Below are 25,834 nucleotides of genomic sequence, written 5' to 3'. Positions count from 1 at the left end.
ATCCATCATTACCTTAGACCTTCAATAACATTTTTATTTGCTGCAACCATTGCAGGCATAATACTAAATACAATTCCAAATACACCCGTTGTGAATAGAGTAATCAAAATATGATCCAGAGTTAATGTCGTAACAAAACCACTCATATTCATTAAAATAACAAATAATGTCGCTACTCCAATACCAGCTATAGCTCCCATAATCGATAAAAGAGTCCCCTCCATCATATATGATTGATAAATATCAGATTTTTTAGCTCCCAAAGCTCGACGAATCGCTATCTCCTTGCTACGTTCGCTAACAGAAGACAACATAGCATTCATAACCCCAAAACCAGCTACAAAAATTGAAATGCTTGATAAAAGTGCAATGAAATTTAATATTGTAGTAGCTTGAGCCTTTGTTTCCTCATATACCCTTCTATTATCTATATATGCATAGGTTCCTTCCTTTCGGAATGTTCCATAAGTATCTAAAGCAGATAAAGCCTTATTAATATTCTCCAACTGATTAGTTTCTACTACTAATTCATCAAAATATTCCCTTCCTCCTAAAAGTAACTCTTTGATTTCATTGGTAACCAATAAAGAAGGTAATCTTTCATTAACAGCTGATCCATAATATATTGCCTGAATTGGATATTCTTTTCCAGATATATTGATAGTCTCTCCTAAAAAAGTTTCAATATTTTCCTTTCGAGTCAATGACATGAGAGCCTTATCGCTAATAGCGACACCGCCATCTAGTTCCTCTAATGCTCTTCCTTTTAATAAAGCAGGCACAACTAAACCATTCTTATTCAAATCGCCCAATGTTCGAAAACTAAGATTCTGCTTAGAATCATTAAAATACGTTTCAGCATACAAAGCATAAGAGCTGGAAGAAAGTCTTGCATGTTTTCCAATAGTTTGCTCAACCAATTGTTTATCTTCCTGTGTAAACCCTCTAATATCCAACATATTCTGAGGAGTATAAGTCATTGTTGCTGTGTCTTCTTCTATCTTTAAATCATTACCTAATGTAGAAGTTGTATAGGAAGAACTTGATAGTATTACTAATAAAACAAATGTTGCCACTGTGATGGCTAAGGATGTCAGAATACTTTGTCTTTTATTCCTCTTTAACAACTTTAGAGTATCTATTAACAGCTTTTTAAACTTCATGTAATCCTTCTCCTTCAGATGTTAGATACCCATTTTTCATTCGATACCTTGTTCTACAATGACTGGCAACAAACTCATCGTGAGTTACTACAATAATTGTCGTTCCAGAATGATTCAAATTTTGTAGAATTTGCAATATCTCATTCCTATTTTTCTCATCTAATGCACCTGTAGGTTCATCCGCTATAAGAAATCTAGGTTTATGAGCAAGAGCTCTAATTAAAGCAACTCGTTGCTTCTGTCCGCCTGATAAATGACTTGGGTACTCATTCATCTTATCTATAAGCCCTAAGTCTTGTAATAAACTATCAATGTATTCTATATCTGGCTGTTGGTCAGAATATAGGAATGATAATAAAATATTTTCTTTAACAGTATATTCATCAATAAGATGAAATTGTTGAAAAACAAATCCAATATCACGATTACGGTAACTTGCTTGTTGATTTTCATTTAACTTCTCAATACTTTTTCCGTCTAATATATATTCTCCTTCAAATTCAGAATCAATCAGTCCCAAAATATTGATAAATGTCGATTTGCCCGAACCTGATGGTCCCATTATCGATACAAATTCTCCTTCAACTACCTTAAAATTTATTTCTCTTAAGACATTATTTTTTAGCGTCCCTTGTCCGTAACTTTTACTAATATTTTTTAGTTCTAACATAGACCTTCCTATTCTATCTTTATTATTTATAAATCCAAAAAATGGCAACAACTAGCACTAACATATTTTCTCTCCTTATTTTTTCTACAGGATTATTATACTTCTATGTTACACATTCGCCAAGGTCATAAATGTCACTAATTTTAACAACTTATCTACTAATGAGTACTCAATTAGTATAAAAAGAAACTAGATACGAACTCAATCTAAGGGAAAAACATAATAACTCTTTAAACGATAAAACGCATAATATCAAGTTTTTAAACACCTGATATCATGCGTTTTTATGATTTCGAAAACTTTCTCGCGGTCTTTTTAACTAATGACATTTTTGTCACTTTTTTTATTTTCTAATGTTTATTTTTAAAAAAATCTTGGAGGTCATGTTGCCATTGTTTTTCTAGCTGTTCTATCAAATGACTATTATCAATCATTCTAGCAAATACTTTTGCTTCTTGAAAATAATTTTCAGCTACTGGATAATCTTTTTTTACAAATAATGCATAGCGCCACTCCCATAGTCGAATAATTGGTTTTTTCTGATAGTCGTATGATTTTGAGGTAATTTCATTTAATTTGTAAAGAATATCTTCAAATTGACTGTAATTAGCAATTTTTTCAAATATTCCTAACAACAAAAGTAATGAATCTCTGATTAGAAATGAATATTCAATATCAAACATCTCAACTTGTTGTAAAATTTTATCAGCTATTACTAAGAAGGTATTCACTTCAATCTCATTTATGATTGTATCTTGGTGTACTAATCTTACCAAAAATAGCTTTATGATTAAAATATCGTTAACTTCATATTTTGATTTCAACAAAATGTGATCGAAATACTCTTGTAAAATCATTCCTAAATTGCTATCATCATTCCACCAACCAAAGTCATCATATGCTTGTAAAACATCTATGATAAACCTTTCTTCCTCAGGAAGTCTATCATAATACTCTTCAAAAATCTTATCAAAAACACTCTCTTTCTTTTGGGCGATAGTTTCATCTTCGTATGTAGGAGTCCTCATCAAGAAATACTTCAATTCTAGGTATTCCTTATCCAACTCTATATAACTTGGCATCAACTTGTAATCTTCAACCCCCAAACGCTCAGCGATATATTTTAACTTTGTTAGTGTTGGTCTGGATTCTCCATTTTCAATTCTAATTAATTGACGGATACTTAATTCAGACTCATCACCACAAAATTCTGAACGACTGATTTTTTTAGCCAAACGTAATCTTTTAATTTTTTCGCCAAACTCTCGCAACCTACAAGAACCTCCTGAGTTGTTTACCTCTATTATAGCATATACTGAATCAAACTATCTATCAGATTTCTTCTCACTTTAACTAAAGACTAAGACTTTAATACTGAGTCTCGGTTTTTATATATTTTTCAAGTCACAAAGCCACCACTATCCCAGCAATGCAAGTGCAAAATCCCCTAGAATATGATAGAATAAGAGAAAGAACTCTATCAAGGAGGAAATCATGGAAAAACAAACCATCGCCGTCTTGGGGCCTGGTTCTTGGGGAACTGCCCTTTCACAAGTCTTAAATGACAATGGACACGAGGTACGTATTTGGGGAAATCTTCCCGAGCAAATCAATGAAATTAATACACACCATACTAATAAACACTACTTTAAAGATGTCGTTCTAGACGAAAATATCATTGCCTACACTGACTTAGCAGAGGCATTAAAAGATGTGGATGCGATTTTGTTTGTCGTCCCAACAAAAGTGACACGACTTGTTGCCCAACAAGTTGCACAAACCTTGGATCATAAGGCTATCATCATGCACGCATCAAAGGGATTAGAACCTGACAGCCATAAACGATTATCAACCATTCTTGAAGAAGAAATTCCTGAACATCTCCGCAGTGATATTGTCGTTGTTTCAGGTCCTAGTCATGCAGAAGAGACTATTGTGCGTGACCTGACTTTAATCACTGCTGCTTCTAAAGATTTACAAACAGCTCAATACGTTCAAGAACTCTTTAGTAATCACTACTTCCGACTTTATACCAATACGGATGTTATTGGAGTTGAAACCGCTGGTGCTCTTAAAAACATTATCGCTGTCGGTGCTGGAGCTTTACATGGTTTAGGATTTGGTGACAATGCCAAGGCAGCCATCATCGCTCGAGGCTTGGCAGAAATTACCCGCCTAGGGGTAGCACTCGGAGCCAGTCCATTGACCTATAGTGGCTTGTCTGGTGTAGGAGATTTGATCGTAACGGGAACCTCCATCCACTCTCGTAACTGGAGAGCTGGAGATGCCCTTGGTCGTGGAGAATCCCTAGCTGATATCGAAGCCAATATGGGCATGGTGATTGAAGGAATTTCAACGACCCGAGCAGCCTATGAACTAGCCCAAGAACTTGGAGTTTATATGCCCATTACACAGGCCATTTACCAAGTTATCTACCACGGAACCAATATCAAAGATGCCATTTATGACATCATGAACAATGAATTTAAAGCAGAAAATGAGTGGTCTTAACCCTCTAGAGAAAGGATTCTTATGGCACTGAAAGTTAGAAAAGCAGTCATTCCTGCCGCTGGACTAGGAACTCGATTTTTACCAGCAACCAAGGCTCTTGCCAAAGAAATGTTGCCAATTGTAGACAAACCAACTATCCAGTTTATCGTGGAAGAGGCTCTCAAATCAGGTATTGAAGATATTCTGGTTGTCACTGGTAAATCAAAACGTTCTATTGAGGACCACTTTGACTCAAACTTTGAGCTTGAATACAATCTTAAGGAAAAAGGCAAAACGGATTTGTTAAAATTGGTAGATGAAGCAACTGGTATGCGCCTCCATTTCATTCGCCAAACTCACCCTCGTGGTCTTGGAGACGCTGTCTTACAAGCCAAAGCTTTTGTGGGGAATGAACCCTTCGTTGTTATGCTGGGTGATGACCTTATGGACATCACAGATGAGAATGCCGTTCCTTTGACAAAACAATTGATGAATGATTACGAAAAGACACACGCATCAACCATTGCTGTCATGCCCGTACCACACGAAGACGTTTCATCATATGGGGTTATCGCTCCTCAGGGTGAAGGGATTAATGGTCTCTACAGTGTCGAAACTTTCGTTGAAAAACCAGCTCCCGAAGATGCACCAAGTGATTTAGCAATTATCGGTCGCTATCTTCTGACACCAGAAATTTTTGATATCCTCGAAAAGCAAGCTCCTGGTGCTGGAAATGAAATCCAGCTTACCGATGCTATAGATACTCTCAATAAAACTCAGCGTGTTTTTGCTCGTGAATTTATAGGAGCTCGTTACGACGTTGGAGATAAATTCGGCTTTATGAAAACATCTATTGACTACGCCCTCAAGCACCCACAAGTCAAAGATGACTTGAAAGATTACCTCATCCAACTTGGAAAAGAATTGGCTGAGAAGGAATAATACTCTTCGAAAATCTCTTCAAACCACGTCAGCGTCGCCTTACCGTATATATGGTTACTGACTTCGTCAGTCTTATCTGCAACCTCAAAACAGTGTTTTGAGCAACCTGCTGCTAGTTTCCTAGTTTGCTTTTTGATTTTCATTGAGTATAAAATAAAAAGATAAGGTTCAAAAAATGCCTTATCTTTTTTCATTACACAACTATTATTATAAGCTCGTCACATTCCCATTCCCTTGTAGAGAAGTAAGACTGCGAGTCCTACGAACAACACTAACGCTACCAGTCTCTGACTAGCGCCATACATCCGTCTTTCTCCTCTAACTGGAAAGATAACTGCTAGAAATGCGCCACCAACTGCACCTCCGATATGACCTGCTAGACTGATTCCTGGAATCAGAACACTTCCAATAATGTTAATCACAAAAAGTGTCAGATAAGATTGCCCCAACTGCTGGATATAAGGATTACGCGTTGCATAGCGAAGAACAATAATCGCAGCAAATAGCCCATAGAGAGAAGTAGAAGCTCCTGCTGCTAAGGATTTTGGACTAAATACAAAAACAAAGAGATTGCCCATCATTCCAGATAAGAGATAGAGAAAGCAAAACTTCTTGGATCCGAAAATCTCCTCTACTTGCCTACCAAGATAATAGAGCGAAAGCATATTAACAATGAAATGCTCCCACCCAATATGAACAAAAATAGCAGAGAAGAGACGCCAAACCTGCTCGGGAAAGAGCCGAATAACAGGCCCATACATAGCTCCAAATCGAAATAGGGTATCTGCCCTGTAAAAGTTTCCTCCTGTGGTCACCAACATTAGTAGAAATACCAAGGTCGTCACTAAGAGGAAGAAACTCGTCACAGGGTAACGCCTATCAAAGATTTCTTTCATCAATCAGAACCTCCTGAACAGGAATATCATGCTTTTCAGGGATAAAGTCCTGAACTTGATAATGATAAACCGTACTCAAAGTATGACCAGTAAACTGTTCCAGATAGCGGTCATAATAACCTCCACCATAGCCAATCCGATAGCCCTTTGTCGTAAAAGATAACCCCGGAACATGAATCAAATCAATCTGAGAGGCATCCACCACTTCCAAATTTCCCTGTGGTTCCAGTAAGCCAAAGGAAGTTTTTACCAACTGCTGCGGATCATAGACCACAAAGTCCATGCGCCCTTTGGGATAAGTTTTAGGTATCAGAACCTTCTTGCCGTCTTTCAGAGCTTGCTCAATCAATTCCTGCGTTTGAAACTCATGAGGAAAAGAGAGATAGGTTGCGATGACCTTGGCTTCTTGGTAGAAGGGATGTTTCAAAAATTGATCCGTTAAAGCTTGATCCATAGCCTCTTTTTGCTCTCGAGGTAAAGCCTTCATTTCTTGTAAGACTTGCTTACGTAATTCCGATTTCATAGACAAGCCCTCTACTCTGATGCCTTCTTTTTCAAGAAACTAGAGACCGCATTCACCCCAATAGCTAATGCTTCTTCCTTAGGACTCATCTGAGGGTGATGAAGGGCATAGGGACTATCAATACCTAGCCAGAACATAACGCCATCAACTTTTGAAAGGAGATAACCAAAGTCTTCACCTGTCATAGCAGGCTCGATATCAATCAACTCGATTCCGGCTTTTTCTTCAAAGAAATCCATCAGTTCACGCGCCAAGGCTGGATTGTTCTCAACAGGCAGGTAACCACCTTGTTTGAGTTCCACTTCAACTTCCATATCAAAGGCAGCTGCAACTCCTTCTGCAACTGTTTTGACCCGCTTTTGCACCAAGAGGCTCATATCCTGAGTTAAGGCACGAATAGTTCCATGTAAAAAGGCTGTGTCTGTGATGACATTGTTGGTTGTTCCAGCCTGGAAAACTCCAAAGGTCACCACCGCTCCCTCGATTGGGTTGACATTGCGGCTGACAACTGACTGCACCTGGGTCACAAAGTAACTAGCGGCCACCAAGGCGTCATTGGCTTCATGCGGAAAGGCTGCATGTCCTCCTTTACCTTTGAAACGAATCTTCACCTCGCAAGTTCCTGCAAAGAGTGTATGAGTATTGGTCGCAATCTGTCCAACTTTTAAATCTGGACGGACATGGAGACCATAAAATTGGTCTGGCAACCAGTCTCCAAAAGCGCCATCCTCATACATAAGCATGCCACCAGCTTCATTCTCCTCAGCAGGCTGAAATAGGAAGAGCAAATTATTTTTAGGTTGTTCCTCGAGGGCGCGCTCGAGACAGCCTAAAGCAATGGTCATGTGGAAATCATGGCCACAAGCATGCATGCGACCTTGGTGCTGAGAGGCAAAAGGAAGGCCTGTTTGTTCAACGATAGGCAGACCATCAATATCTGTCCGCCAACCAATGGTCCGCTCTGGCTGACTTCCCTGCAAATAAACCAAAATCCCTGTCCGCCAAGTACGAACTTGAACAAAATTCTTGCCCGCAGTCAATTTCTCAATCACATCCAGCAAGTAAGCCTGAGTCTTGAACTCCTCCAAGCCAATCTCTGGAATCTGGTGCAAATCTCGTCTAGTCTGAATCAAATCTAACATCTATCTGTCCTCCTATATAGCAGAAAGAGGCTGGAAGAAGAGTTCCGCCTCTTTATTACTTTTACAATTACAAGGTACGAAGCGCATCTTCTAGCGCTGTTTTTTGTTGGGTTTGGGCATCAATCTCTTTGATGATACGAGCTGGAACACCTGCTACTACCACGTTTTCTGGAACATCTTGGGTAACAATAGCTCCTGCTGCGACAACTGAACCACTACCGATTTGGACTCCTTCGATAACCACTGCATTGGCCCCGATAAGAACATTGTCTCCTACACGCACTGGTTCTGCGCTAGCTGGCTCAATCACACCTGCAAGAACCGCACCTGCACCAACGTGACTGTTTTTCCCAACGATGGCACGGCCACCAAGGATAGCCCCCATGTCAATCATGGTTCCTGCACCGATTTCAGCACCGATATTGATAACTGCTCCCATCATGATAACAGCATTGTCACCAATTTCAACCTGGTCACGGATAATAGCACCTGGCTCAATACGAGCGTTGATATCACGTTTGTCTAGCAAAGGAACTGCAGAATTGCGAGCGTCTTGCTCAACAACATAGTCTTGATTTTCTACCAAACCATCAAGAAGCGGAGCCACGTCCTTCCAGTCTCCAAATAGGACATTCCCTAGTTTGACAACAGAGCTTGGTACAGCAGTTGCGAGTTGTCCCTCAAAGGTTACTTTCACACTGGTTTTCTTTTCAGCATTGGCGATAAATTGGATAATTTCTTGTGCGTTCATTTTTGTAGCAGTCATAAAAGGCCTCTCATTCTTTATAATGATACCTATTCTACCAAAAAAGGCCTCAAATTTGAAGCCTTTTTGTCTGTTTTTAGGTATGATTTTTTAGGGATGTGAGATAAAACGTGCTGTCGGTAAAAGCAAGCCCCTACCGATACAACCTAAAAACAATCTTCACAACTATCTCCCCGTGTTTTATTGACTATTCTAGTATAGCACACTTTTAGAATTAAGAAAAGACTTTTTATCTACTTTCTTTCGCTTCTTCTATAGACAAAAATATCATAGGCAAAATAATCAAGGCCATAGCTAGAAGAAGTGACCAATCCACTACCAATCCTAAGAACAAAACACTCAAGAGAGCAGAAGAGAGAGGTTCACTGGCACTGATAACGGAAACCACCAAAGGAGAAACCAAGGACACAGCCTTCATGGAAATAAAAAAAGCAAAAGCCGTCCCAAAGAAAGCGATAATGAGGCAAATCAAGATACTCCAAATATCAAGAGTAAAGGAAAGCTGGTAAACCGGCGAGAGGACATTGCTAAATAAACCGGCCAAAATCATTCCCCACCCGACCGTGGGTACAAAACCATAGCGCTTCGCGAAAGGCTGGGGTAGGATAACATTAAACATAACACCCATGGCACTCAGCAAACCCGTCACAAGTGCTAGTGGTGTCATGGATAATTGAGAGAGATCTCCCTTTGTCGCCATCAGGCAAACACCCAACATGGCAACCAAAACATAAAAAATAGCGCTTTTTGACGCTCGTTTTTGATAAACCAAGCGATTGTAAAAGAGGATAAAGACAGGGCTGATAAACTGTAAAATAGTCGCTGTAGCAGCATTAGAAAATTCTACACAGAGATAGAAAAAATACTGGACTGAGAAAATTCCCAAAATAGCGTAGGCCAAAAAGGGCAGGTAATTTTTCTTATCTCGCCAAATATCTAGCACTTGTGATTTTAATTGCATTGCAGACCAAATGAGCACAAGACTTCCTGCCAGTGTTAAACGCATAGAGGTAATCCAGCCAGAGGACACCTGATAATGAGTAAAGAAATACTCTCCTAAAATCCCACAAATTCCCCAGATTAAGCCAGATAAGAGCGAATAAATGGTTCCTTTAACAATCTTTTTCTGATACTGATTCATACCTTTATTGTAACACGAAAGGAAAAAAGAAAAAAGTGGCAATCAATTGATTAGCCACTTCATTTAGCACAGTTTATAGAACTTATCGTCTCGCCCTTGAAGAAGAAGGTCGTGTAGTACTTGAGTTACTGCTATCGCTAGAACTACTACTTGAACTGCTGGAGCTTGATGGAGTTGGTAGACTCCCCACAATGCTTGACCAAGCATTTTGATAATCCGCATCACTTCCGCCAATAGCAAAGCGATAACTGGTCGTTGGCGCTCCTGCCTTATTAGCCCAATAGCTGGTAACAGTCGAACCTGTGACCTCTACTTCTTTTCCTTCAACAGAAACCTTCCCTGGTTTTTGACCTGTTGATTTCAAGACTTCGGATTTTACGACACTAGGATCTAAAGCGAAGCGCTCGTTCCCCCAAATGCTTGGTGAGGCTTGCTGAATCGTATTTACCAGATGAGCCATGTAATTAGAGTTATTGGAATAACCTGCTCTACGTGACAATGAATGATTATCATCATGCCCAATCCAGCCGCCTAGGGTTAATCTAGGTGTCGAAAGCATGAGCCACATATTTTCGTCTTGGTTGGTTGTACCAGTCTTCCCAATCCAATCTGCATTAGCCAGAGTAGGATTTAAAGAAGTCAGATTCGTCTTGAAGGTTGTTGTCACACGAGAGGATAGAACTTCTCGCAACAAGCCCTGCATAATTGTAGCAGTAGCTTTTGAATAGACTTGAACTGGTTTATCCTGATACTCATACACCACTCTACCATCTGCTGCTTCAATTTTAGAAATCACATGTTTTTTATGATATAGACCATTATTAGCCAAGGTCTGATAACCATTGGTATGCTGGGCAACTGTGACTTCAATACCACCACCCATCGGCAAGCTCTCAATACCGTACTCAGGAATCTCGTAGCCCATCTTTTCCATATAACCCTTGACATCAACACCCTTTTCACGAAGCATACGATAGGTCCAGTAAGCAGGGATATTCCATGAATAGTTCAGAGCTTCTCCCAAGGTCATCATTCCTGTTCCCTTGCTATTAGCATACATAATCGGATTGCCATTAGCAAAGTTTGTTGGATAGTTAGATAGAATCGTTTCGCTTCCCATCAAGCCCTGGTCAATAGCAATACCGTAGGCCAGCAAAGGCTTGGTAGTAGAAGCTGGTGAGCGCTTGGTATCAAAGGCATGATTATTTTGATTTTCTTGATAATTACGACCACCCACAAAGCCTAGAATAGCACCTGTTTGGTTGTCCATCAAGACATTCCCTACTTCTACACGACCTGTTCCATCGTCTAAAAGATAGCCATAGTCAGCAACCGCACTTTGCATGGCAGAATGAATTTTCTGGTCTATGGTAGTAGTAATTTTATAACCACCATTTTCAATTTCCTTGGCTGCCAAATCGCGATAAAACTTCTGAGTTGCCTCATTTTTCAACTCCTTAACGGAGACATTATCTCTCTGAGCTAGATAGTCATACATACGTTCTTGAGCTTCTGCCAAAGTTGTAAAGTATAAATAGTCTCGTGAAATTCCTGTGACCGTGCCCGATGGTAAAAAGTCCTGTTTAAGGTCATAATCCTTGTATTGAGAATACTCGTCTTTGCTTAAGGCACCTGTACGATACATACTGTAAAGAACTGCCTTAGCCCGTCTTAAGCCAATTTCTAGGTCTTCATCACTCTTCAACTCTCCAGTATTTTCATAGGGAGAGTAAGTAATGGGACTCTGTGGAAGTCCTGCTAAAAATGCTGCTTGAGGAACCGTCAACTGACTGGCATCTACACCGAAAATCCCCTCAGCTGCCTGCTGAGCCCCTGCAATATTCTGTCCCTTATTATTTCGGCCAAAAGGAGCCACATTGAGATAGGTCGTTAAAATCTCATCCTTATTCATGGCGCGTTCCAAGGCAAGAGCATCCACAATCTCTGTCGCCTTACGGGCCAAGGTCGGCGCATCCCCAACCACCTGCTGTTTAATCAGTTGTTGGGTCAAAGTTGAACCCCCACTAGAGGAACCCAAACCTACAAATTTCCCCAAGGTCGCACGAATCACTGCCTTGGGTACTACACCCTTATGTTCTTTAAAGTGTTCATCTTCCGTCGCAATGATAGCCTTCTTCAGATTTTCCGAAATTTGCTCAGATGAGATAGAAGTGCGCAACAAATCACTCTCTATGGAAGCAATTACCGTCCCATCCGCATAGGTAATCTCTGAAATAGAAGAGATGTCCTTGACCTGATGTACCAATTCTTCTGTCTGAGGCACCCGTACCTTGTCAAATAAGGCCACTCCGTACCCCAAAGCAATCCCAGCTCCCAACATTCCTCCTAGAAAACCGAGCACAAAGAGCAAGTTAAATAAAGCTTTTATACTCAGTAAAATAGCTGGAAAAATGGCTGGCTTCTCTAAGGATTTAGATTTTTGGACACTTGAACCTTTCTTGCCAGGTCTAGCTGATTTTTTATGTTTTTGCTGGAAAAATTCCAGCATTTTTCGTTTTAATTCATTTAATTGATTTTGCATGGATTTCCTCACTTTATCTATTATACCACAAAAGAGAAACTTTCAATAAAATAGCCACTTTCTTCCCTATTCTGCTAGGCTATTGCCCAAGTTTGTGATACAATAGGTAGAAACAATAATTTTAAAAAGGAGAAAAGACACATGCACATTTTTGATGAGCTAAAAGAGCGTGGTTTGATTTTTCAAACGACTGATGAAGAAGCTTTGCGTAAAGCCCTAGAAGAAGGTCAAGTTTCTTATTATACTGGCTACGATCCAACTGCTGACAGCCTTCACCTAGGCCACCTTGTCGCAATCTTGACAAGTCGTCGCTTGCAACTAGCAGGTCACAAACCTTATGCGCTCGTTGGCGGTGCTACAGGTCTCATCGGAGATCCGTCCTTCAAAGATGCTGAACGTAGTCTCCAAACAAAAGACACAGTAGAGGGCTGGGTCAAGTCTATCCAAGGACAACTTTCTCGTTTTCTTGACTTTGAAAACGGCGAAAATAAAGCTGTCATGGTCAACAACTACGACTGGTTTGGCAGCATCAGCTTCATTGACTTCCTCCGTGATATTGGAAAATACTTCACTGTCAACTACATGATGAGTAAGGAATCTGTTAAAAAACGGATCGAAACAGGAATTTCTTACACTGAGTTCGCTTACCAAATCATGCAAGGTTACGATTTCTTCGTCCTTAACCAAGACCATAATGTCACTCTTCAAATCGGTGGTTCTGACCAGTGGGGAAATATGACAGCTGGTACGGAATTGCTTCGTCGTAAGGCTGACAAGACTGGCCACGTTATCACTGTTCCATTGATTACAGATGCAACTGGTAAGAAATTTGGTAAATCAGAAGGAAACGCAGTTTGGCTCAATCCTGAAAAGACTTCCCCATACGAAATGTACCAATTTTGGATGAACGTTATGGACGCAGACGCTGTTCGCTTCTTGAAAATCTTTACTTTCTTGTCACTTGATGAGATTGAAGACATCCGCAAACAGTTTGAAGCGGCTCCACACGAACGCTTGGCTCAAAAAGTCTTGGCTCGTGAAGTCGTTACACTTGTTCACGGCGAAGAAGCCTACAAAGAAGCCCTCAACATCACTGAGCAGCTCTTTGCAGGAAACATCAAAAACCTTTCTGTCAAAGAGCTCAAACAAGGACTTCGTGGCGTACCAAACTACCAAGTTCAAGCAGACGAAAACCATAATATCGTGGAACTGCTCGTGTCATCTGGTGTAGTCAACTCAAAACGCCAAGCCCGTGAAGATGTTCAAAACGGAGCCATTTACTTAAATGGCGACCGTATCCAAGACCTTGACTATGTCTTGAGTGACGCAGATAAGCTTGAGAATGAACTGACTGTTATCCGTCGTGGGAAGAAAAAATACTTTGTATTGACTTACTAAACTGTTCAACATTTACCTATAAAAAAAGGAGTTACCCTCGAGAAAGGTAACTCCTTTTTGCTGTTAATAGTCCCCACCTATCCCTTAATAGACAGGCTACGCAGTACAATGCGTAAGGTTGTTAGATTATGTAAGATAGAGAGATTTGAAGGACTGAGCCAATTAAACAAGCCAAAGCCAATCAAACTACTATTTACGACAACGGTATCTTGAATATTCTTCTTGATGAGTGTTTGCAAAGATGATGATAGCCAATCCAACTCTTGGAAGAAATCCAAGCGATTATCTAACAATAATATATCACTCATCTGCTTAGAAATATCTGCACTCTCATTCATCACCACACCGATATCTGATAGGGTTAGAGCCGCTGAGTCGTTCAACCCATCCCCAACCATCAAAATAGTGTGACCTGCTTTCTGCAGTTCCTCTACTAACTCAAATTTCCCATCAGGTTTCAAGTCTGTATAGACCTGATCAAAGGGCAAATCTTTGACTAATTCCTCTGTCCTAACCAGGGTGTCCCCTGTTGCCAGAATCAATTTTTTCCCTTGTGCCTTAAGTTTCTCCAAGGCTGCTTTTGCTTCTTTTCTCAAAGGAGTATGAATGCAGAACATTCCAATCAATTCATTCTGATAAGCCAAGAATAAGAGATTGTAGTGACTCTTGTACTCTTCAATTAAAGCATTTTGCTCCGAACTGATATGAATCTGCTCATCCTGCATTAAAACATAATTCCCAATAAGAACTGGTTGCCCATCTATATGAGATTTAATCCCCTTGCTTGCGATATATTGGAGTTTCCCATGCATTTCCTCATGTTCAATCCCCTCTATCTCAGCTTGCTTGACGATGGCATTAGCAATAGGATGATAAATGTGTTCCTCAAGACAGGCACTAATTCTGAGAATATCTTCCTCACTATAGTCCCCAAAAGGTAACACCTTTTCAACTATAGGATAACTAGTTGTGATTGTTCCTGTCTTATCAAACAAGAAAGTATCAACTTCCAGGTATTTCTCCAGAACATCCCCATCCTTAATCACCATTTCACGATTCAACCCCTCCTTGATAGCTGTCAAATAAGCTACAGGAGTAGAGATTTTCAAAGCGCAGGAGAAATCGACCAATAGGAAAGAGATAGCCTTAGAAAAAGAACCTGTCAATAGGTAAGTCAGCCCAGCCCCCAAGAAATTATATTTGACGACCTTGTCCGCCATCTTGATGAAATAGCGTTGTTTCGTTTTCTTGTTTTCTTCAGATTTCTTCATCAACTCAATCAGCTGTAAAATCCGGCTGTTCATCTGATTATCGGTTACACGAATACGCAACTCTCCAGTTTCTAATACTGTATTTGCACAAACCAAATCAGACTCTCTTTTTTCAACTGGAAAACTCTCTCCTGTCAAGGAACTTTCGTTGACCATACCTAAACCTGAAACTACTTGTCCATCAAACAGAATTTCATTTCCTTGAGATAGGACCAAAACATCTCCTATTTGAACATCGGAACTCTTGATACTAACAACCGTATCGCCCTGTACTAAGAATACATCGCTCTCTTTTGCAAGAAGACTCTGTTCTAAATCTGTTGCAGTTTTTTTCAAGGACCACTGATCTAAATGATTCCCCAAATCAAGCATAAACATGATATTGCTAGCCGTCTTGGATTGGTTCATAAACAAGGACAATAAAATCGCCGAACAGTCCAAGACCTCCATCGTTAGTTCCTTACGCGCTAGTGTTTGATAGGCTTCTCTGATATAACCCAAAGCCTGATAACAAGTCCATATATAGCGAATAGGATACGGCACAAAACTACGAAAAAGCACACGCTTAATCGCTGCACCTGAAACAATAGAATAAGCACTCTCTTCTCTACGAATGGGAAGAGTCATCAGCTCAGAAACTTTCCCTTTATCAATTCTTTTTAAAAAGGCTTCTGCATTATCTAATACAGAAAAGCCTTCTTTTATGCGTAGAGTAAAGTGCTGTTGATCCATGTAAAACTGGATAGACTCAATCCCCTTTTCATCTCTCGCCAAGGAACGAAGATAGTCTTGAATATCCAAGGTGAGTGAAAAAGAAGATGATAGTCGGATATGTTGGTATCCTCTATGTAGCACTTTAAAAGACATATTATTCTCCTATAAGGCTATCTAATTGCTCTTCTTTTTTCTCTTGCTCGTACAAATATTTGGCATCTTGCAAGACATCGTCTCCATGTTGTTTCACAACAGAAACAGATGCATCTAGCCCATCTTTCAACTTGTAAGCCTTAGCCAAAGCTTTAGAATAACCTTTTTTAGCTTCCTTACTTGCCAAGATTTTCAAACCAAGGGTACCAAATGCGACACCACCCAAAAAGAGTGATGATTTTTTCGCAACTTTTGCGACGGTTAATACTTCTTTTAACATACTTATTTCCTCCTTATCATTATTATATAGCAATTTAGATATAAAAGCAATTTTATTCTATAAATTGGAGAATTAGTTTTATTTCTACTGAATCTCCCATCTACTTATTCCTAAAGTTGCTTTCATTTGCCTCTTTTGATACACTTAAACTATGAATACAAATCTCAAACCTAAACTCCAGCGTTTTGCTTCTGCGACTGCCTTTGCCTGCCCTATCTGTCAAGAAAATCTGACTCTGGTAGAGAGCAGTCTCAAGTGCTGCAACCGTCATTCTTTTGACTTGGCTAAATTTGGCTATGTCAATCTGGCACCTCAAATCAAACAATCTGCTAACTATGACAAGGAAAATTTTCAAAACCGTCAACAAATCCTAGAAGCCGGCTTTTATCGGGCCATCTTAGAAGCTGTATCTGACTTGTTAGCAAATTCAGAAACTAGCACCACAGTCTTAGATATCGGTTGTGGCGAAGGATTCTATTCTCGCAAGCTCCAAGAAAGTCATCCTGACAAAACCTTCTATGCCTTTGACATCTCCAAAGATTCAGTCCAAATCGCTGCCAAGAGTGAACCAAACTGGGCAGTCAATTGGTTCGTTGGCGACTTGGCACGACTTCCTATAAAAGACGCCAGCATGGATATTCTGCTTGATATCTTTTCACCTGCCAACTATGGAGAATTTCGTCGTGTTTTATCCAAAGACGGTATCTTGATAAAGGTTATCCCAACTGAAAATCACCTCAAGGAAATTCGTCAAAGAGTACAGGACCAGCTGACAAACAAGGATTATTCTAATCAAGATATCAAAAATCATTTCCAAGAACACTTTACCATCCTATCTAACCAAACTGCCTCTCTGACTAAGACTATCACAACTGAGCAGCTTCAATCCCTACTCAGTATGACTCCTCTCCTCTTTCACGTCGACCAAAGCAAGATTGACTGGAGCCAACTGACAGAGATTACCATTGAGTCTGAGGTTCTGGTTGGGAAAGCATTCTAAACCAGACTTCCCAAAGGTATAAAACTTACCGAAAATCTTCAATATTACAAAAACGCATAAGAACAGGTGGTCAAAACCTTAATCTTATGCGTTTTGTTATAGTTTCCATACATATTAAGTGGAAATATTTGAAATCAGTTCTCTTAATAGCCATTGAATACCATATAGTACATTTGCCCCAAATATGATATAGGCCGTATAAATCAAGTATTTCGATTTTTCCCGCCTTAAAGAATAGATCTTGTACAAGATAAACAAATTTAAAATAATAAATAACAGAGACAAAATCTTCCCTCCAAAATCAATCATAAAAGTAGGCAGTCAAGCATAGTTCTAATCTTTATTTTCGATTCGAAATTACAAACTTATCAATAAATAGTAAGTGATATAATGCAAGTGTAATTCCAAATAAGCACCCATGATAAGAGATTTCTTGATGGGTAAGGGGGAAAAGAGTATCATTACCCGCCAAGAGGCAGGTCAAAATAACAAATAAAATCCAAAATAAATCCGTCCATTTATATTTTGAAAAATATTTTTTCCACATAAAAACACCTTCTTTCCTACAATTATATTATAATACTTTATGTAAGCGAATACAAGGGATATGAGGTTGAAAGAGAGTAAAAAGCAGTATTTCTAAGCCTTCACTGTATCTATAATTTCCCTATTTTTAGACAGGATTGACTAAAATCCACAACATTTAAAAAAGCGAATTTCAATCGAAACTCGCTTTTTTACAAAATGTATTCGTATAAATTTGTATCTTAGTTCAAGTGCCAGATATCTTCGTTGTACTGAGCGATTGTACGGTCAGATGAGAAGAATCCTGCTTTAGAAATGTTAACGATGACTTTATCCAACCATGCGTCACGGTCTTCGTAGTCAGCAAGCATTTGCTCTTTGACTTTGATGTAGTCTTCCAAATCAAGAAGAGTCATGAACCAGTCTTTGTTGATCAATTCATTGTAAAGACGTTCCAAGCGCTCTTTGTTTCCAGCTGCAAGAACTGCATCGCTAACGATGAAGTCAACCAATGGTTTGATAGCTTCACGAGCGTAGAATTCGCTTGATTTGTAAGCTGCTTTTGCGTAAAGGTCGATAACAGTTTCTGAATCTTCACCAAAGATGTAGATGTTTTCATCGCCAACCAACTCAGCGATTTCCACGTTAGCACCGTCCATAGTACCAAGAGTCAAAGCTCCGTTCAACATGAATTTCATGTTACCAGTACCTGAAGCTTCTTTAGAAGCAAGTGAGATTTGTTCTGAAATATCACATGCTGGGATAAGGAAGCTTGCTGCAGTAACGTTGTAGTTTTCAACCATAACTACTTGCAAGTGTGGAGCTACTGCTGGATCGTTAGCAATAACTTCTGACATGCAAAGGATTAAATGGATAATGTCTTGAGCGATTGTGTAGGCTGGAGCTGCTTTACCACCAAAGAAGATTGTGATTGGACGAGCAGGGATGTTACCAGCTTTGATGTCAAGGTATTTGTGAATCACGTACAAGGCATTCATTTGTTGGCGTTTGTACTCGTGAAGACGTTTGATTTGGATATCAAAGATAGAGTTTGGATTGATTTCCACACCTTGGTGTTCTTTCAAGTGACGAGCCAATTTACGTTTGTTGTGAGCCTTGATGCTTTCCAATTTTTCTTTGACAGCTGCTTTGTCTTCATAAGACAAAAGTTTTTCAAGCTCATCAGCTTCATGGTGCCAACCGTCTCCAAGAATTTCATCCAAGTAGTGAGACAATCTTGGGTTAGCATGCATGAGCCAACGACGGAAAGTGATACCGTTTGTTTTGTTGTTGAATTTTTCTGGGTAAAGGTCATAGAAAGCTTTCAACTCAGAATTTTTCAAGATTTCAGTGTGAAGTGCCGCAACCCCGTTAACGCTGTATCCATAGTGGATATCCATGTGAGCCATGTGAACACGTCCGCTCTCATCGATGATTTGAACAGCTGGATCTTTCACTTCTGCTTTCACACGACGGTCCAATTCTTCGATGATTGGTACCAAGTGAGGAACCACTTCTTGCAAGAATTCAAGAGGCCATTTTTCAAGGGCTTCAGCAAGGATTGTGTGGTTAGTGTAGGCAGTCATGCTACGAACGATTGAGATTGCTTCGTCAAGCTCGATACCACGTGCAGTCAAAAGACGGATCAATTCAGGGATAACCATTGATGGGTGAGTATCGTTGATTTGTACAACAGCGTAATCAGCAAGGTCATGCAAGTTGCTTCCTTTTTCGATTGCTTCGTCGATGATCAATTGCGCACCGTTTGAAACCATGAAGTATTGTTGGAAGATACGGAGCAACTCACCTTGACGGTCACTATCATCTGGGTAAAGGAAGAGAGTCAAGTTGCGAGCAATATCTGTCTTGTCAAAGCTGATACCGTCTTTAATAATAGAAGAATCAACTGAATCCAAGTCAAACAAACGCAAGCGGTTCTTCGTTTCTGTCTTGTAACCAGGAACATCAATATCATAAAGAGTTGATGTCAAAGTAAAGTCTGCAAATGGTACTTGGTAGCTACGGCTTGAGCGAACCAACCAGTTTTGCTCTGTCAACCATGCATTTGGAATTGTTTCTTGTTGGTTGTTTTTAAGAACTTGTTGGAAAAGACCAAAGTGGTAGTTCAAACCAACACCGTCACCATTCAAACCAAGAGTCGCAATTGAGTCGATAAAGCAGGCAGCCAAACGTCCCAAACCACCATTACCAAGAGATGGTTCCAATTCAACTTCTTCAACTTCGATCAAGTCTTTACCTGCAGCTGCAAGTTCTTTTTTGACATCGTCGTAAAGACCAAGGTTGATCAAGTTGTTTGACAAGAGTTTACCAATCAAGAACTCAGCTGAGATGTAGTAAACTTTTTTCTTACCAGTGTTAACTGGTTTTTGGCTACTTGCAAGCTTGCTGTAGTTAAGAAGAGCAAGGTAAAGCTCTTCATTGCTACATTCTGCAATGGTTTTATTGTAGCGATTTTGTACAAATTCTTGTAGTGATAACATGTTTAAGGTGTCTCCTGATATTGTATTATTTCTTTAATTCTACCAAATTTTCATTGATTCGTCGATAGATTGTTGTCAAGTCAAGCAAACCTTCCTCAACAGCTGGTGTCAATTGCTCTTCAGTCATACGCCAAGACCAGTTTCCACCAAGGGTAGATGGGAAGTTCATACGAGCCGCCTCATCCAATTCTAGCAAATCTTGCATAGTTGCAATTGCCATGAAGCTAACTGATGAAAAGACTGTACGAAGCATAGCATGTGGCACTGTTTCGTATTCTTTACGATTAGTGTAGCGAGCCATGTACTCACGAGTCGCATCATCAATCTCGTTACGGTACCAACCAAGAACCGTATTGTTATCGTGTGTTCCTGTGTACATAACTGAGTTAGCAGGTGCCAAGTGTGGGCTATCGATGCTTTCGTCTTCTGGGTTGAAGGCAAATTGAAGAATTTTCATTCCTGGGAAGCCAGTACGTTCACGCAACTCGATAACTTCATCAGTCATGAAGCCAAGGTCTTCTGCGATGATGTTTAACTCACCAAGTTCTTCCTTAACGGCTGCAAAAAGCTTGTAGCCAGGACCTTTGACCCACTCACCAGGTGCTGCTGTATCGGAACCAGCAGGGATTTCCCAGTAAGATTCGAAGCCGCGGAAGTGGTCGATACGAACGATGTCGTAGATTTTGAAGCTTTCACGCAAGCGTTCAATCCACCATTTGTAACCGTCTTTATCCATTGCTTCCCAGTCATAGATTGGGTTACCCCAAAGCTGACCAGTTGCAGAAAATTCATCTGGTGGGCATCCTGCGATGCAAGTTGCCTTACCGTTAACATCTGTCTTGAAGAGATGTGGATTTGCCCACATATCGCTTGAATCTTCCGCTACGTAGATTGGCATGTCCCCAACGATTTCGATGTGGTTGTCGTTAGCGTAAGCTTTCAATTTCAACCATTGTTGGAAGAAGAAGTACTGAGTCACACGGTGGTAAACCAACTTGTCTGCCAATTGCTCACGGTAGCTTTCAAGTGCTGAAGCTTTACGAGCACGAGCATCTGCATCTGGCCATTCAGTCCAAGCAAGATTGTCAAAATGCTCTTTGATAGCCATATACTCAGCAAAGAGCTCAAGCCATGATTGGTTATCTTGAGCAAATTTCTCAAAATCTTTAACATCTCCGACTTCAAAGAAACGTTTTACCGCTTTTTCTAAAAGAGGACGACGTGCATAGTAGATTTTCGCATAGTCAACTTCAGACGCATCGCTACCAAAATCAACTCCTTCAAGGTCACTTGCTTCCAACAAACCTTGCTCCACCAAGATATCCAAATCGATAAAATGAGTGTTTCCTGCGAAGGCTGAGAAAGATTGGTAAGGAGAATCCCCGTAACTAGTTGTTCCTAGTGGAAGGATTTGCCAGTAACGTTGTTTTGTACGAACCAAGAAATCAACGAAGTCGTAAGCACTTTGACCAAATGATCCGATTCCGTATGCTCCTGGAAGAGAAGAGATGTGCATCAACACACCACTTTGACGTTTTTTCATAATAGCACCTCATGTGTTAAAATTAATGGAACGTTGCGTATTTTTGCAGACGCAAACGTTTGCGCTACTTATAAGTATACTCCTTTTCAAGCATAATTGCAAGCGTTTTTAAAAAACTTTTTTGATTATTTTTAAGGAGACTAACCCATTTTAGCAAAGATAACTTAAAACCATCTAATCCTAAAATAAACTATCTAATCCTAAAATTTGACTCTCACAGAACAGTCTACAAGGTGCAAATCCTCCTTCAGGAAGCTTTAATTTATATGCAAAAAGACACAAAGGTCTATAGAAAATAGATAGGGATTAGAAACAGGGAGGTACCCCTCCTGATTTCCCTCTTTAGACAGATTCCATCTATTTTTTATTAAAAATACTGTATTCTTATCTATTTCACACTTTTCTTCTATTAAAAAGTAAAATCATGCTATCAAATCAAGCTTAAAAATTTTTTAAAATTTTTGACAAAAACACTTGCAACCGTTTTCTATTTGTGCTATACTAAGCTCATAAAGGAAAACGTTTGCGTTTTTCTTGTCAATAAAACTTGTTATTCTTTAGGAGGAATACACTATGTCATCTAAATTCACGAAGAGCGCTGCTGTGCTTGGAACTGTTACACTTGCTAGCTTGCTTTTGGTAGCTTGCGGAAGCAAAACTGCTGATAAGCCTGCTGATTCTGGTTCATCTGAAGCCAAAGAACTCACTGTATATGTAGACGAAGGATATAAGAGCTATATTGAAGAAATTGCTAAAGCTTATGAAAAAGAAGCTGGCGTAAAAATTACTCTTAAAACTGGTGATGCTCTAGGAGGTCTTGATAAACTTTCACTTGACAACCAATCTGGTAATGTCCCTGATATTATGATGGCTCCATACGACCGTGTAGGTAGCCTTGGTTCTGACGGACAACTTTCAGAAGTGAAATTGAGCGATGGTGCTAAAACAGACGACACAACTAAATCTCTTGTAACCGCTGCTAATGGTAAAGTTTACGGTGCTCCTGCCGTTATCGAGTCACTTGTTATGTACTACAACAAAGACTTGGTAAAAGATGCTCCAAAAACATTTGCTGACTTGGAAAACCTTGCTAAAGATAGCAAATATGCCTTCGCTGGAGAAGATGGCAAAACTACTGCCTTCCTAGCTGACTGGACAAACTTCTACTATGCATACGGACTTCTTGCTGGTAACGGCGGATACGTATTCGGTCAAAATGGTAAAGATCCTAAAGACATCGGTCTTGCCAACGACGGTTCTATCGCAGGTATCAACTACGCTAAATCTTGGTATGAAAAATGGCCTAAAGGTATGCAAGATACAGAAGGTGCTGGAAACTTGATCCAAACTCATTTCCAAGAAGGTAAAACAGCTGCTATCATCGACGGACCTTGGAAAGCTCAAGCTTTCAAAGATGCTAAAGTAAACTACGGAGTTGCAACTATTCCAACTCTTCCAAATGGAAAAGAATATGCTGCATTCGGTGGTGGTAAAGCCTGGGTCATCCCTCAAGCCGTTAAGAACCTTGAAGCTTCTCAAAAATTTGTAGACTTCCTTGTTTCAACTGAACAACAAAAAGCCTTATACGATAAGACTAACGAAATCCCAGCGAATACTGAAGCTCGTTCATACGCTGAAGGTAAAAACGATGAGTTGACAACAGCTGTTATCAAACAGTTCAAGAGCACTCAGCCACTGCCAAACATCTCTCAAATGTCTGCAGTTTGGGATCCAGCGAAAAACATGCTCTTTGATGCTGTAAGTGGTCAAAAAGATGCTAAAACAGCTGCTAACGATGCTGTAACATTGATTAAAGAAACAATCAAACAAAAATTTGGTGAATAACAAATTTGTTCAAGGGGGGTGGAATTCAAATCCCCCTTTGAATTTATCAATAGAGACACAAATAATTTAGCTTTCTTATAAAAAAGCAGTATCCTATGAAAGGAGTTATTATGGAAAAGCAACAACCTAGTAAAGCAGCCCTGCTGTCTATCATTCCTGGGTTAGGACAGATTTACAATAAACAAAAAGCCAAAGGTTTTATCTTCCTTGGTGTAACCATCGTATTTGTCCTTTACTTCCTAGCACTTGCAGCCCCTGAATTGAGCAACCTCATCACTCTTGGTGACAAGCCAGGTCGTGACAATTCCCTCTTTATGCTGATTCGTGGTGCCTTCCATTTAATCTTTGTAGTCGTTTATGTACTCTTTTATTTCGCAAATATTAAAGATGCACATACGATTGCAAAACGCATTAACAATGGAATTCCAGTTCCACGTACCCTCAAAGACATGATCAAAGGGATCTATGAAAATGGCTTCCCTTACCTCTTAATCATTCCATCTTATGTTGCCATGACCTTCGCGATTATCTTCCCAGTTATCGTAACCTTGATGATCGCCTTTACTAACTATGACTTCCAACACTTACCACCAAACAAATTGTTGGACTGGGTTGGTTTAACAAACTTTAGTAATATCTGGAGTTTGAGTACCTTCCGTTCTGCCTTTGGTGCTGTTCTTTCTTGGACTATCATCTGGGCTTTGGCAGCTTCTACTTTACAAATCGTCATCGGTATCTTCACAGCTATCATTGCTAACCAACCGTTTATCAAAGGAAAACGTATCTTCGGTGTTATTTTCCTTCTTCCTTGGGCTGTTCCAGCCTTCATCACTATCTTGACATTCTCAAACATGTTTAACGATAGTGTCGGTGCTATCAACACTCAAGTCTTGCCAATCTTTGCTAAATTCCTTCCTTTCCTTGATGGAGCTCTTATCCCTTGGAAAACAGACCCAACTTGGACTAAGATTGCCTTGATTATGATGCAAGGTTGGCTTGGATTCCCATACATCTACGTTTTGACTTTGGGTATCTTGCAATCTATTCCTAACGACCTTTACGAGGCAGCTTATATTGACGGTGCTAATGCTTGGCAAAAATTCCGCAACATCACTTTCCCAATGATCTTGGCTGTTGCAGCACCTACTTTGATTAGCCAATACACCTTCAACTTTAACAACTTCTCTATCATGTACCTCTTCAATGGTGGAGGACCTGGTAGTGTCGGAGGTGGAGCTGGTTCAACCGATATCTTGATCTCATGGATCTACCGTTTGACAACAGGTACATCTCCTCAATACTCAATGGCGGCAGCTGTTACTTTGATTATCTCTATCATTGTCATCTCAATCTCTATGATCGCATTCAAGAAACTACACGCATTTGATATGGAGGATGTCTAAGATGAATAACTCAATTAAACTCAAACGTAGACTGACTCAAACCCTTACTTACCTTTACCTGATTGGTCTATCAATCGTGATTATCTATCCACTATTGATTACTATCATGTCAGCCTTTAAAGCAGGTAACGTCTCAGCCTTTAAACTAGATACTAATATCGACCTCAATTTTGATAACTTTAAAGGCCTCTTCACTGAAACCTTGTACGGTACTTGGTACCTCAACACTTTGATTATCGCCTTGATTACCATGGCTGTTCAAACAAGTATCATCGTACTTGCTGGTTATGCTTACAGCCGTTACAACTTCTTGGCTCGTAAACAAAGTTTGGTCTTCTTCTTGATTATCCAAATGGTGCCAACCATGGCCGCTTTGACAGCCTTCTTCGTTATGGCACTTATGTTGAACGCCCTTAACCACAGCTGGTTCCTCATCTTCCTCTACGTTGGTGGTGGTATCCCGATGAATGCTTGGCTCATGAAAGGCTACTTCGATACAGTGCCAATGTCTTTAGACGAATCTGCAAAACTAGACGGTGCAGGACACTTCCGCCGCTTCTGGCAAATTGTTCTTCCACTTGTTCGCCCAATGGTTGCCGTACAAGCTCTCTGGGCCTTCATGGGACCTTTTGGGGACTACATCCTCTCTAGTTTCTTGCTTCGTGAGAAAGAATACTTTACTGTTGCTGTTGGTCTCCAAACCTTCGTTAACAATGCGAAGAACTTGAAGATTGCCTACTTCTCAGCAGGTGCTATCCTCATCGCCCTTCCGATCAGTATTCTCTTCTTCTTCCTACAAAAGAACTTTGTTTCAGGACTTACAAGTGGTGGCGACAAGGGATAATATATCCCCGCCACCCTTTTTCATTTTATACTCTTCTAAAATCTCTTCAAACCACGTCAGCTTCCATCTGCAACCTCAAAAC

General features: G+C 40.0%; 21 protein-coding genes. 7 read left to right on the top strand and 14 right to left on the bottom strand.

Going from position 1 to position 25,834, the window contains the following annotated elements:
* Nucleotides 1-8: 8 nt before the first annotated feature.
* The 3 genes from HT730_RS02845 to HT730_RS02835 all read right to left on the bottom strand — a co-directional run bounded on the left by HT730_RS02845 (nt 9) and on the right by HT730_RS02835 (nt 3,104).
* Complete coding sequence (locus HT730_RS02845; RefSeq protein ID WP_173306752.1) at nt 9-1,163, bottom strand: FtsX-like permease family protein; 1,155 nt, start codon at nt 1,161-1,163, stop codon at nt 9-11.
* Nucleotides 1,153-1,833: an ABC transporter ATP-binding protein gene (locus HT730_RS02840; protein ID WP_000891279.1), complete on the bottom strand. Its 681-nt coding sequence runs from the start codon at nt 1,831-1,833 to the stop codon at nt 1,153-1,155. The genes HT730_RS02845 and HT730_RS02840 overlap by 11 nt, the downstream gene beginning before the upstream one ends.
* Before the next feature lie 350 nt (nt 1,834-2,183).
* Nucleotides 2,184-3,104 (bottom strand): XRE family transcriptional regulator, encoded by a 921-nt coding sequence (locus tag HT730_RS02835; protein WP_173306751.1) that lies wholly within the window; start codon nt 3,102-3,104, stop codon nt 2,184-2,186.
* Between the two features lie 223 nt (nt 3,105-3,327).
* Here HT730_RS02835 and HT730_RS02830 point away from each other — a divergent pair, with 223 nt between their 5' ends.
* Complete coding sequence (locus HT730_RS02830) at nt 3,328-4,344, top strand: NAD(P)H-dependent glycerol-3-phosphate dehydrogenase (RefSeq protein ID WP_173306750.1); 1,017 nt, start codon at nt 3,328-3,330, stop codon at nt 4,342-4,344.
* Nucleotides 4,345-4,365: 21 nt separating this feature from the next.
* Entirely contained in the window at nt 4,366-5,265 is a 900-nt protein-coding gene (gene galU, locus HT730_RS02825) for a UTP--glucose-1-phosphate uridylyltransferase GalU (protein WP_173253550.1), read from the top strand.
* Between the two features lie 218 nt (nt 5,266-5,483).
* On the opposite strand, the gene HT730_RS02820 is transcribed toward galU, so the two are convergent.
* The 6 genes from HT730_RS02820 to pbp1b all read right to left on the bottom strand — a co-directional run bounded on the left by HT730_RS02820 (nt 5,484) and on the right by pbp1b (nt 12,275).
* Nucleotides 5,484-6,161, bottom strand: a complete 678-nt coding sequence (locus tag HT730_RS02820; RefSeq protein ID WP_050392046.1) for a rhomboid family intramembrane serine protease — start codon at nt 6,159-6,161, stop codon at nt 5,484-5,486.
* Entirely contained in the window at nt 6,145-6,684 is a 540-nt protein-coding gene (locus HT730_RS02815; protein ID WP_173306749.1) for a 5-formyltetrahydrofolate cyclo-ligase, read from the bottom strand. The genes HT730_RS02820 and HT730_RS02815 overlap by 17 nt, the downstream gene beginning before the upstream one ends.
* An 11-nt stretch (nt 6,685-6,695) precedes the next feature.
* On the bottom strand, nt 6,696-7,826 hold the full coding sequence (locus HT730_RS02810) for an N-acetyldiaminopimelate deacetylase (RefSeq protein ID WP_173306748.1): 1,131 nt from the start codon (nt 7,824-7,826) through the stop codon (nt 6,696-6,698).
* 67 nt (nt 7,827-7,893) lie between these two features.
* Complete coding sequence (dapD, locus tag HT730_RS02805; RefSeq protein WP_049552476.1) at nt 7,894-8,592, bottom strand: 2,3,4,5-tetrahydropyridine-2,6-dicarboxylate N-acetyltransferase; 699 nt, start codon at nt 8,590-8,592, stop codon at nt 7,894-7,896.
* Nucleotides 8,593-8,821: 229 nt separating this feature from the next.
* Entirely contained in the window at nt 8,822-9,733 is a 912-nt protein-coding gene (locus tag HT730_RS02800; protein WP_173306747.1) for a DMT family transporter, read from the bottom strand.
* An 82-nt stretch (nt 9,734-9,815) separates the two neighbouring features.
* Nucleotides 9,816-12,275 (bottom strand): penicillin-binding protein PBP1B, encoded by a 2,460-nt coding sequence (gene pbp1b / locus HT730_RS02795; RefSeq protein ID WP_173306746.1) that lies wholly within the window; start codon nt 12,273-12,275, stop codon nt 9,816-9,818.
* A 141-nt stretch (nt 12,276-12,416) separates the two neighbouring features.
* Between pbp1b and tyrS the strand changes: the two genes are divergently transcribed.
* Nucleotides 12,417-13,673, top strand: coding sequence for a tyrosine--tRNA ligase (gene tyrS, locus HT730_RS02790; RefSeq protein ID WP_173306745.1), 1,257 nt, complete (start codon nt 12,417-12,419; stop codon nt 13,671-13,673).
* Between the two features lie 77 nt (nt 13,674-13,750).
* Here tyrS and HT730_RS02785 read toward each other — a convergent pair whose 3' ends face one another.
* Nucleotides 13,751-15,811 carry a heavy metal translocating P-type ATPase gene (locus HT730_RS02785; protein WP_000008775.1) on the bottom strand — a complete coding sequence of 687 codons (2,061 nt, stop codon included), beginning with the start codon at nt 15,809-15,811 and terminating at the stop codon, nt 13,751-13,753.
* 1 nt (nt 15,812) lies between these two features.
* A complete protein-coding gene (locus HT730_RS02780) occupies nt 15,813-16,091 on the bottom strand; it encodes a DUF6110 family protein (protein ID WP_000910910.1) in 279 nt (92 codons plus the stop codon).
* 151 nt (nt 16,092-16,242) lie between these two features.
* Here HT730_RS02780 and HT730_RS02775 point away from each other — a divergent pair, with 151 nt between their 5' ends.
* The gene (locus tag HT730_RS02775) at nt 16,243-17,091 is read left to right on the top strand and encodes a putative RNA methyltransferase (RefSeq protein ID WP_173306744.1); all 849 of its coding nucleotides are present in this window, start codon (nt 16,243-16,245) and stop codon (nt 17,089-17,091) included.
* Between the two features lie 340 nt (nt 17,092-17,431).
* Here the strand turns inward: HT730_RS02775 and HT730_RS10425 are convergent, their stop codons facing one another.
* The 3 genes from HT730_RS10425 to malQ form a co-directional block, all read right to left on the bottom strand.
* Entirely contained in the window at nt 17,432-17,638 is a 207-nt protein-coding gene (locus HT730_RS10425) for a hypothetical protein (RefSeq protein ID WP_000265675.1), read from the bottom strand.
* Between the two features lie 220 nt (nt 17,639-17,858).
* Nucleotides 17,859-20,117, bottom strand: a complete 2,259-nt coding sequence (locus HT730_RS02770) for a glycogen/starch/alpha-glucan phosphorylase (RefSeq protein WP_173306743.1) — start codon at nt 20,115-20,117, stop codon at nt 17,859-17,861.
* A 25-nt stretch (nt 20,118-20,142) separates the two neighbouring features.
* Nucleotides 20,143-21,660, bottom strand: coding sequence for a 4-alpha-glucanotransferase (malQ, locus tag HT730_RS02765; protein WP_173306742.1), 1,518 nt, complete (start codon nt 21,658-21,660; stop codon nt 20,143-20,145).
* A gap of 573 nt (nt 21,661-22,233) precedes the next feature.
* On the opposite strand from malQ, the gene HT730_RS02760 reads away from it, so the two are divergent.
* From HT730_RS02760 to HT730_RS02750, 3 genes are all read left to right on the top strand, one after another.
* Entirely contained in the window at nt 22,234-23,505 is a 1,272-nt protein-coding gene (locus tag HT730_RS02760; RefSeq protein WP_119946939.1) for a maltodextrin ABC transporter substrate-binding protein, read from the top strand.
* Nucleotides 23,506-23,615: 110 nt separating this feature from the next.
* Nucleotides 23,616-24,908 (top strand): sugar ABC transporter permease, encoded by a 1,293-nt coding sequence (locus tag HT730_RS02755; protein WP_173224767.1) that lies wholly within the window; start codon nt 23,616-23,618, stop codon nt 24,906-24,908.
* Nucleotide 24,909: 1 nt separating this feature from the next.
* On the top strand, nt 24,910-25,752 hold the full coding sequence (locus tag HT730_RS02750) for a sugar ABC transporter permease (protein WP_119946937.1): 843 nt from the start codon (nt 24,910-24,912) through the stop codon (nt 25,750-25,752).
* Nucleotides 25,753-25,834: the final 82 nt, after the last annotated feature.

Origin of the sequence: Streptococcus sp. k-628, assembly GCF_013277475.1 — a bacterium.
Classification (GTDB): Bacteria; Bacillota; Bacilli; order Lactobacillales; family Streptococcaceae; genus Streptococcus.
This window is presented reverse-complemented; position numbering and strand designations above follow the sequence as displayed.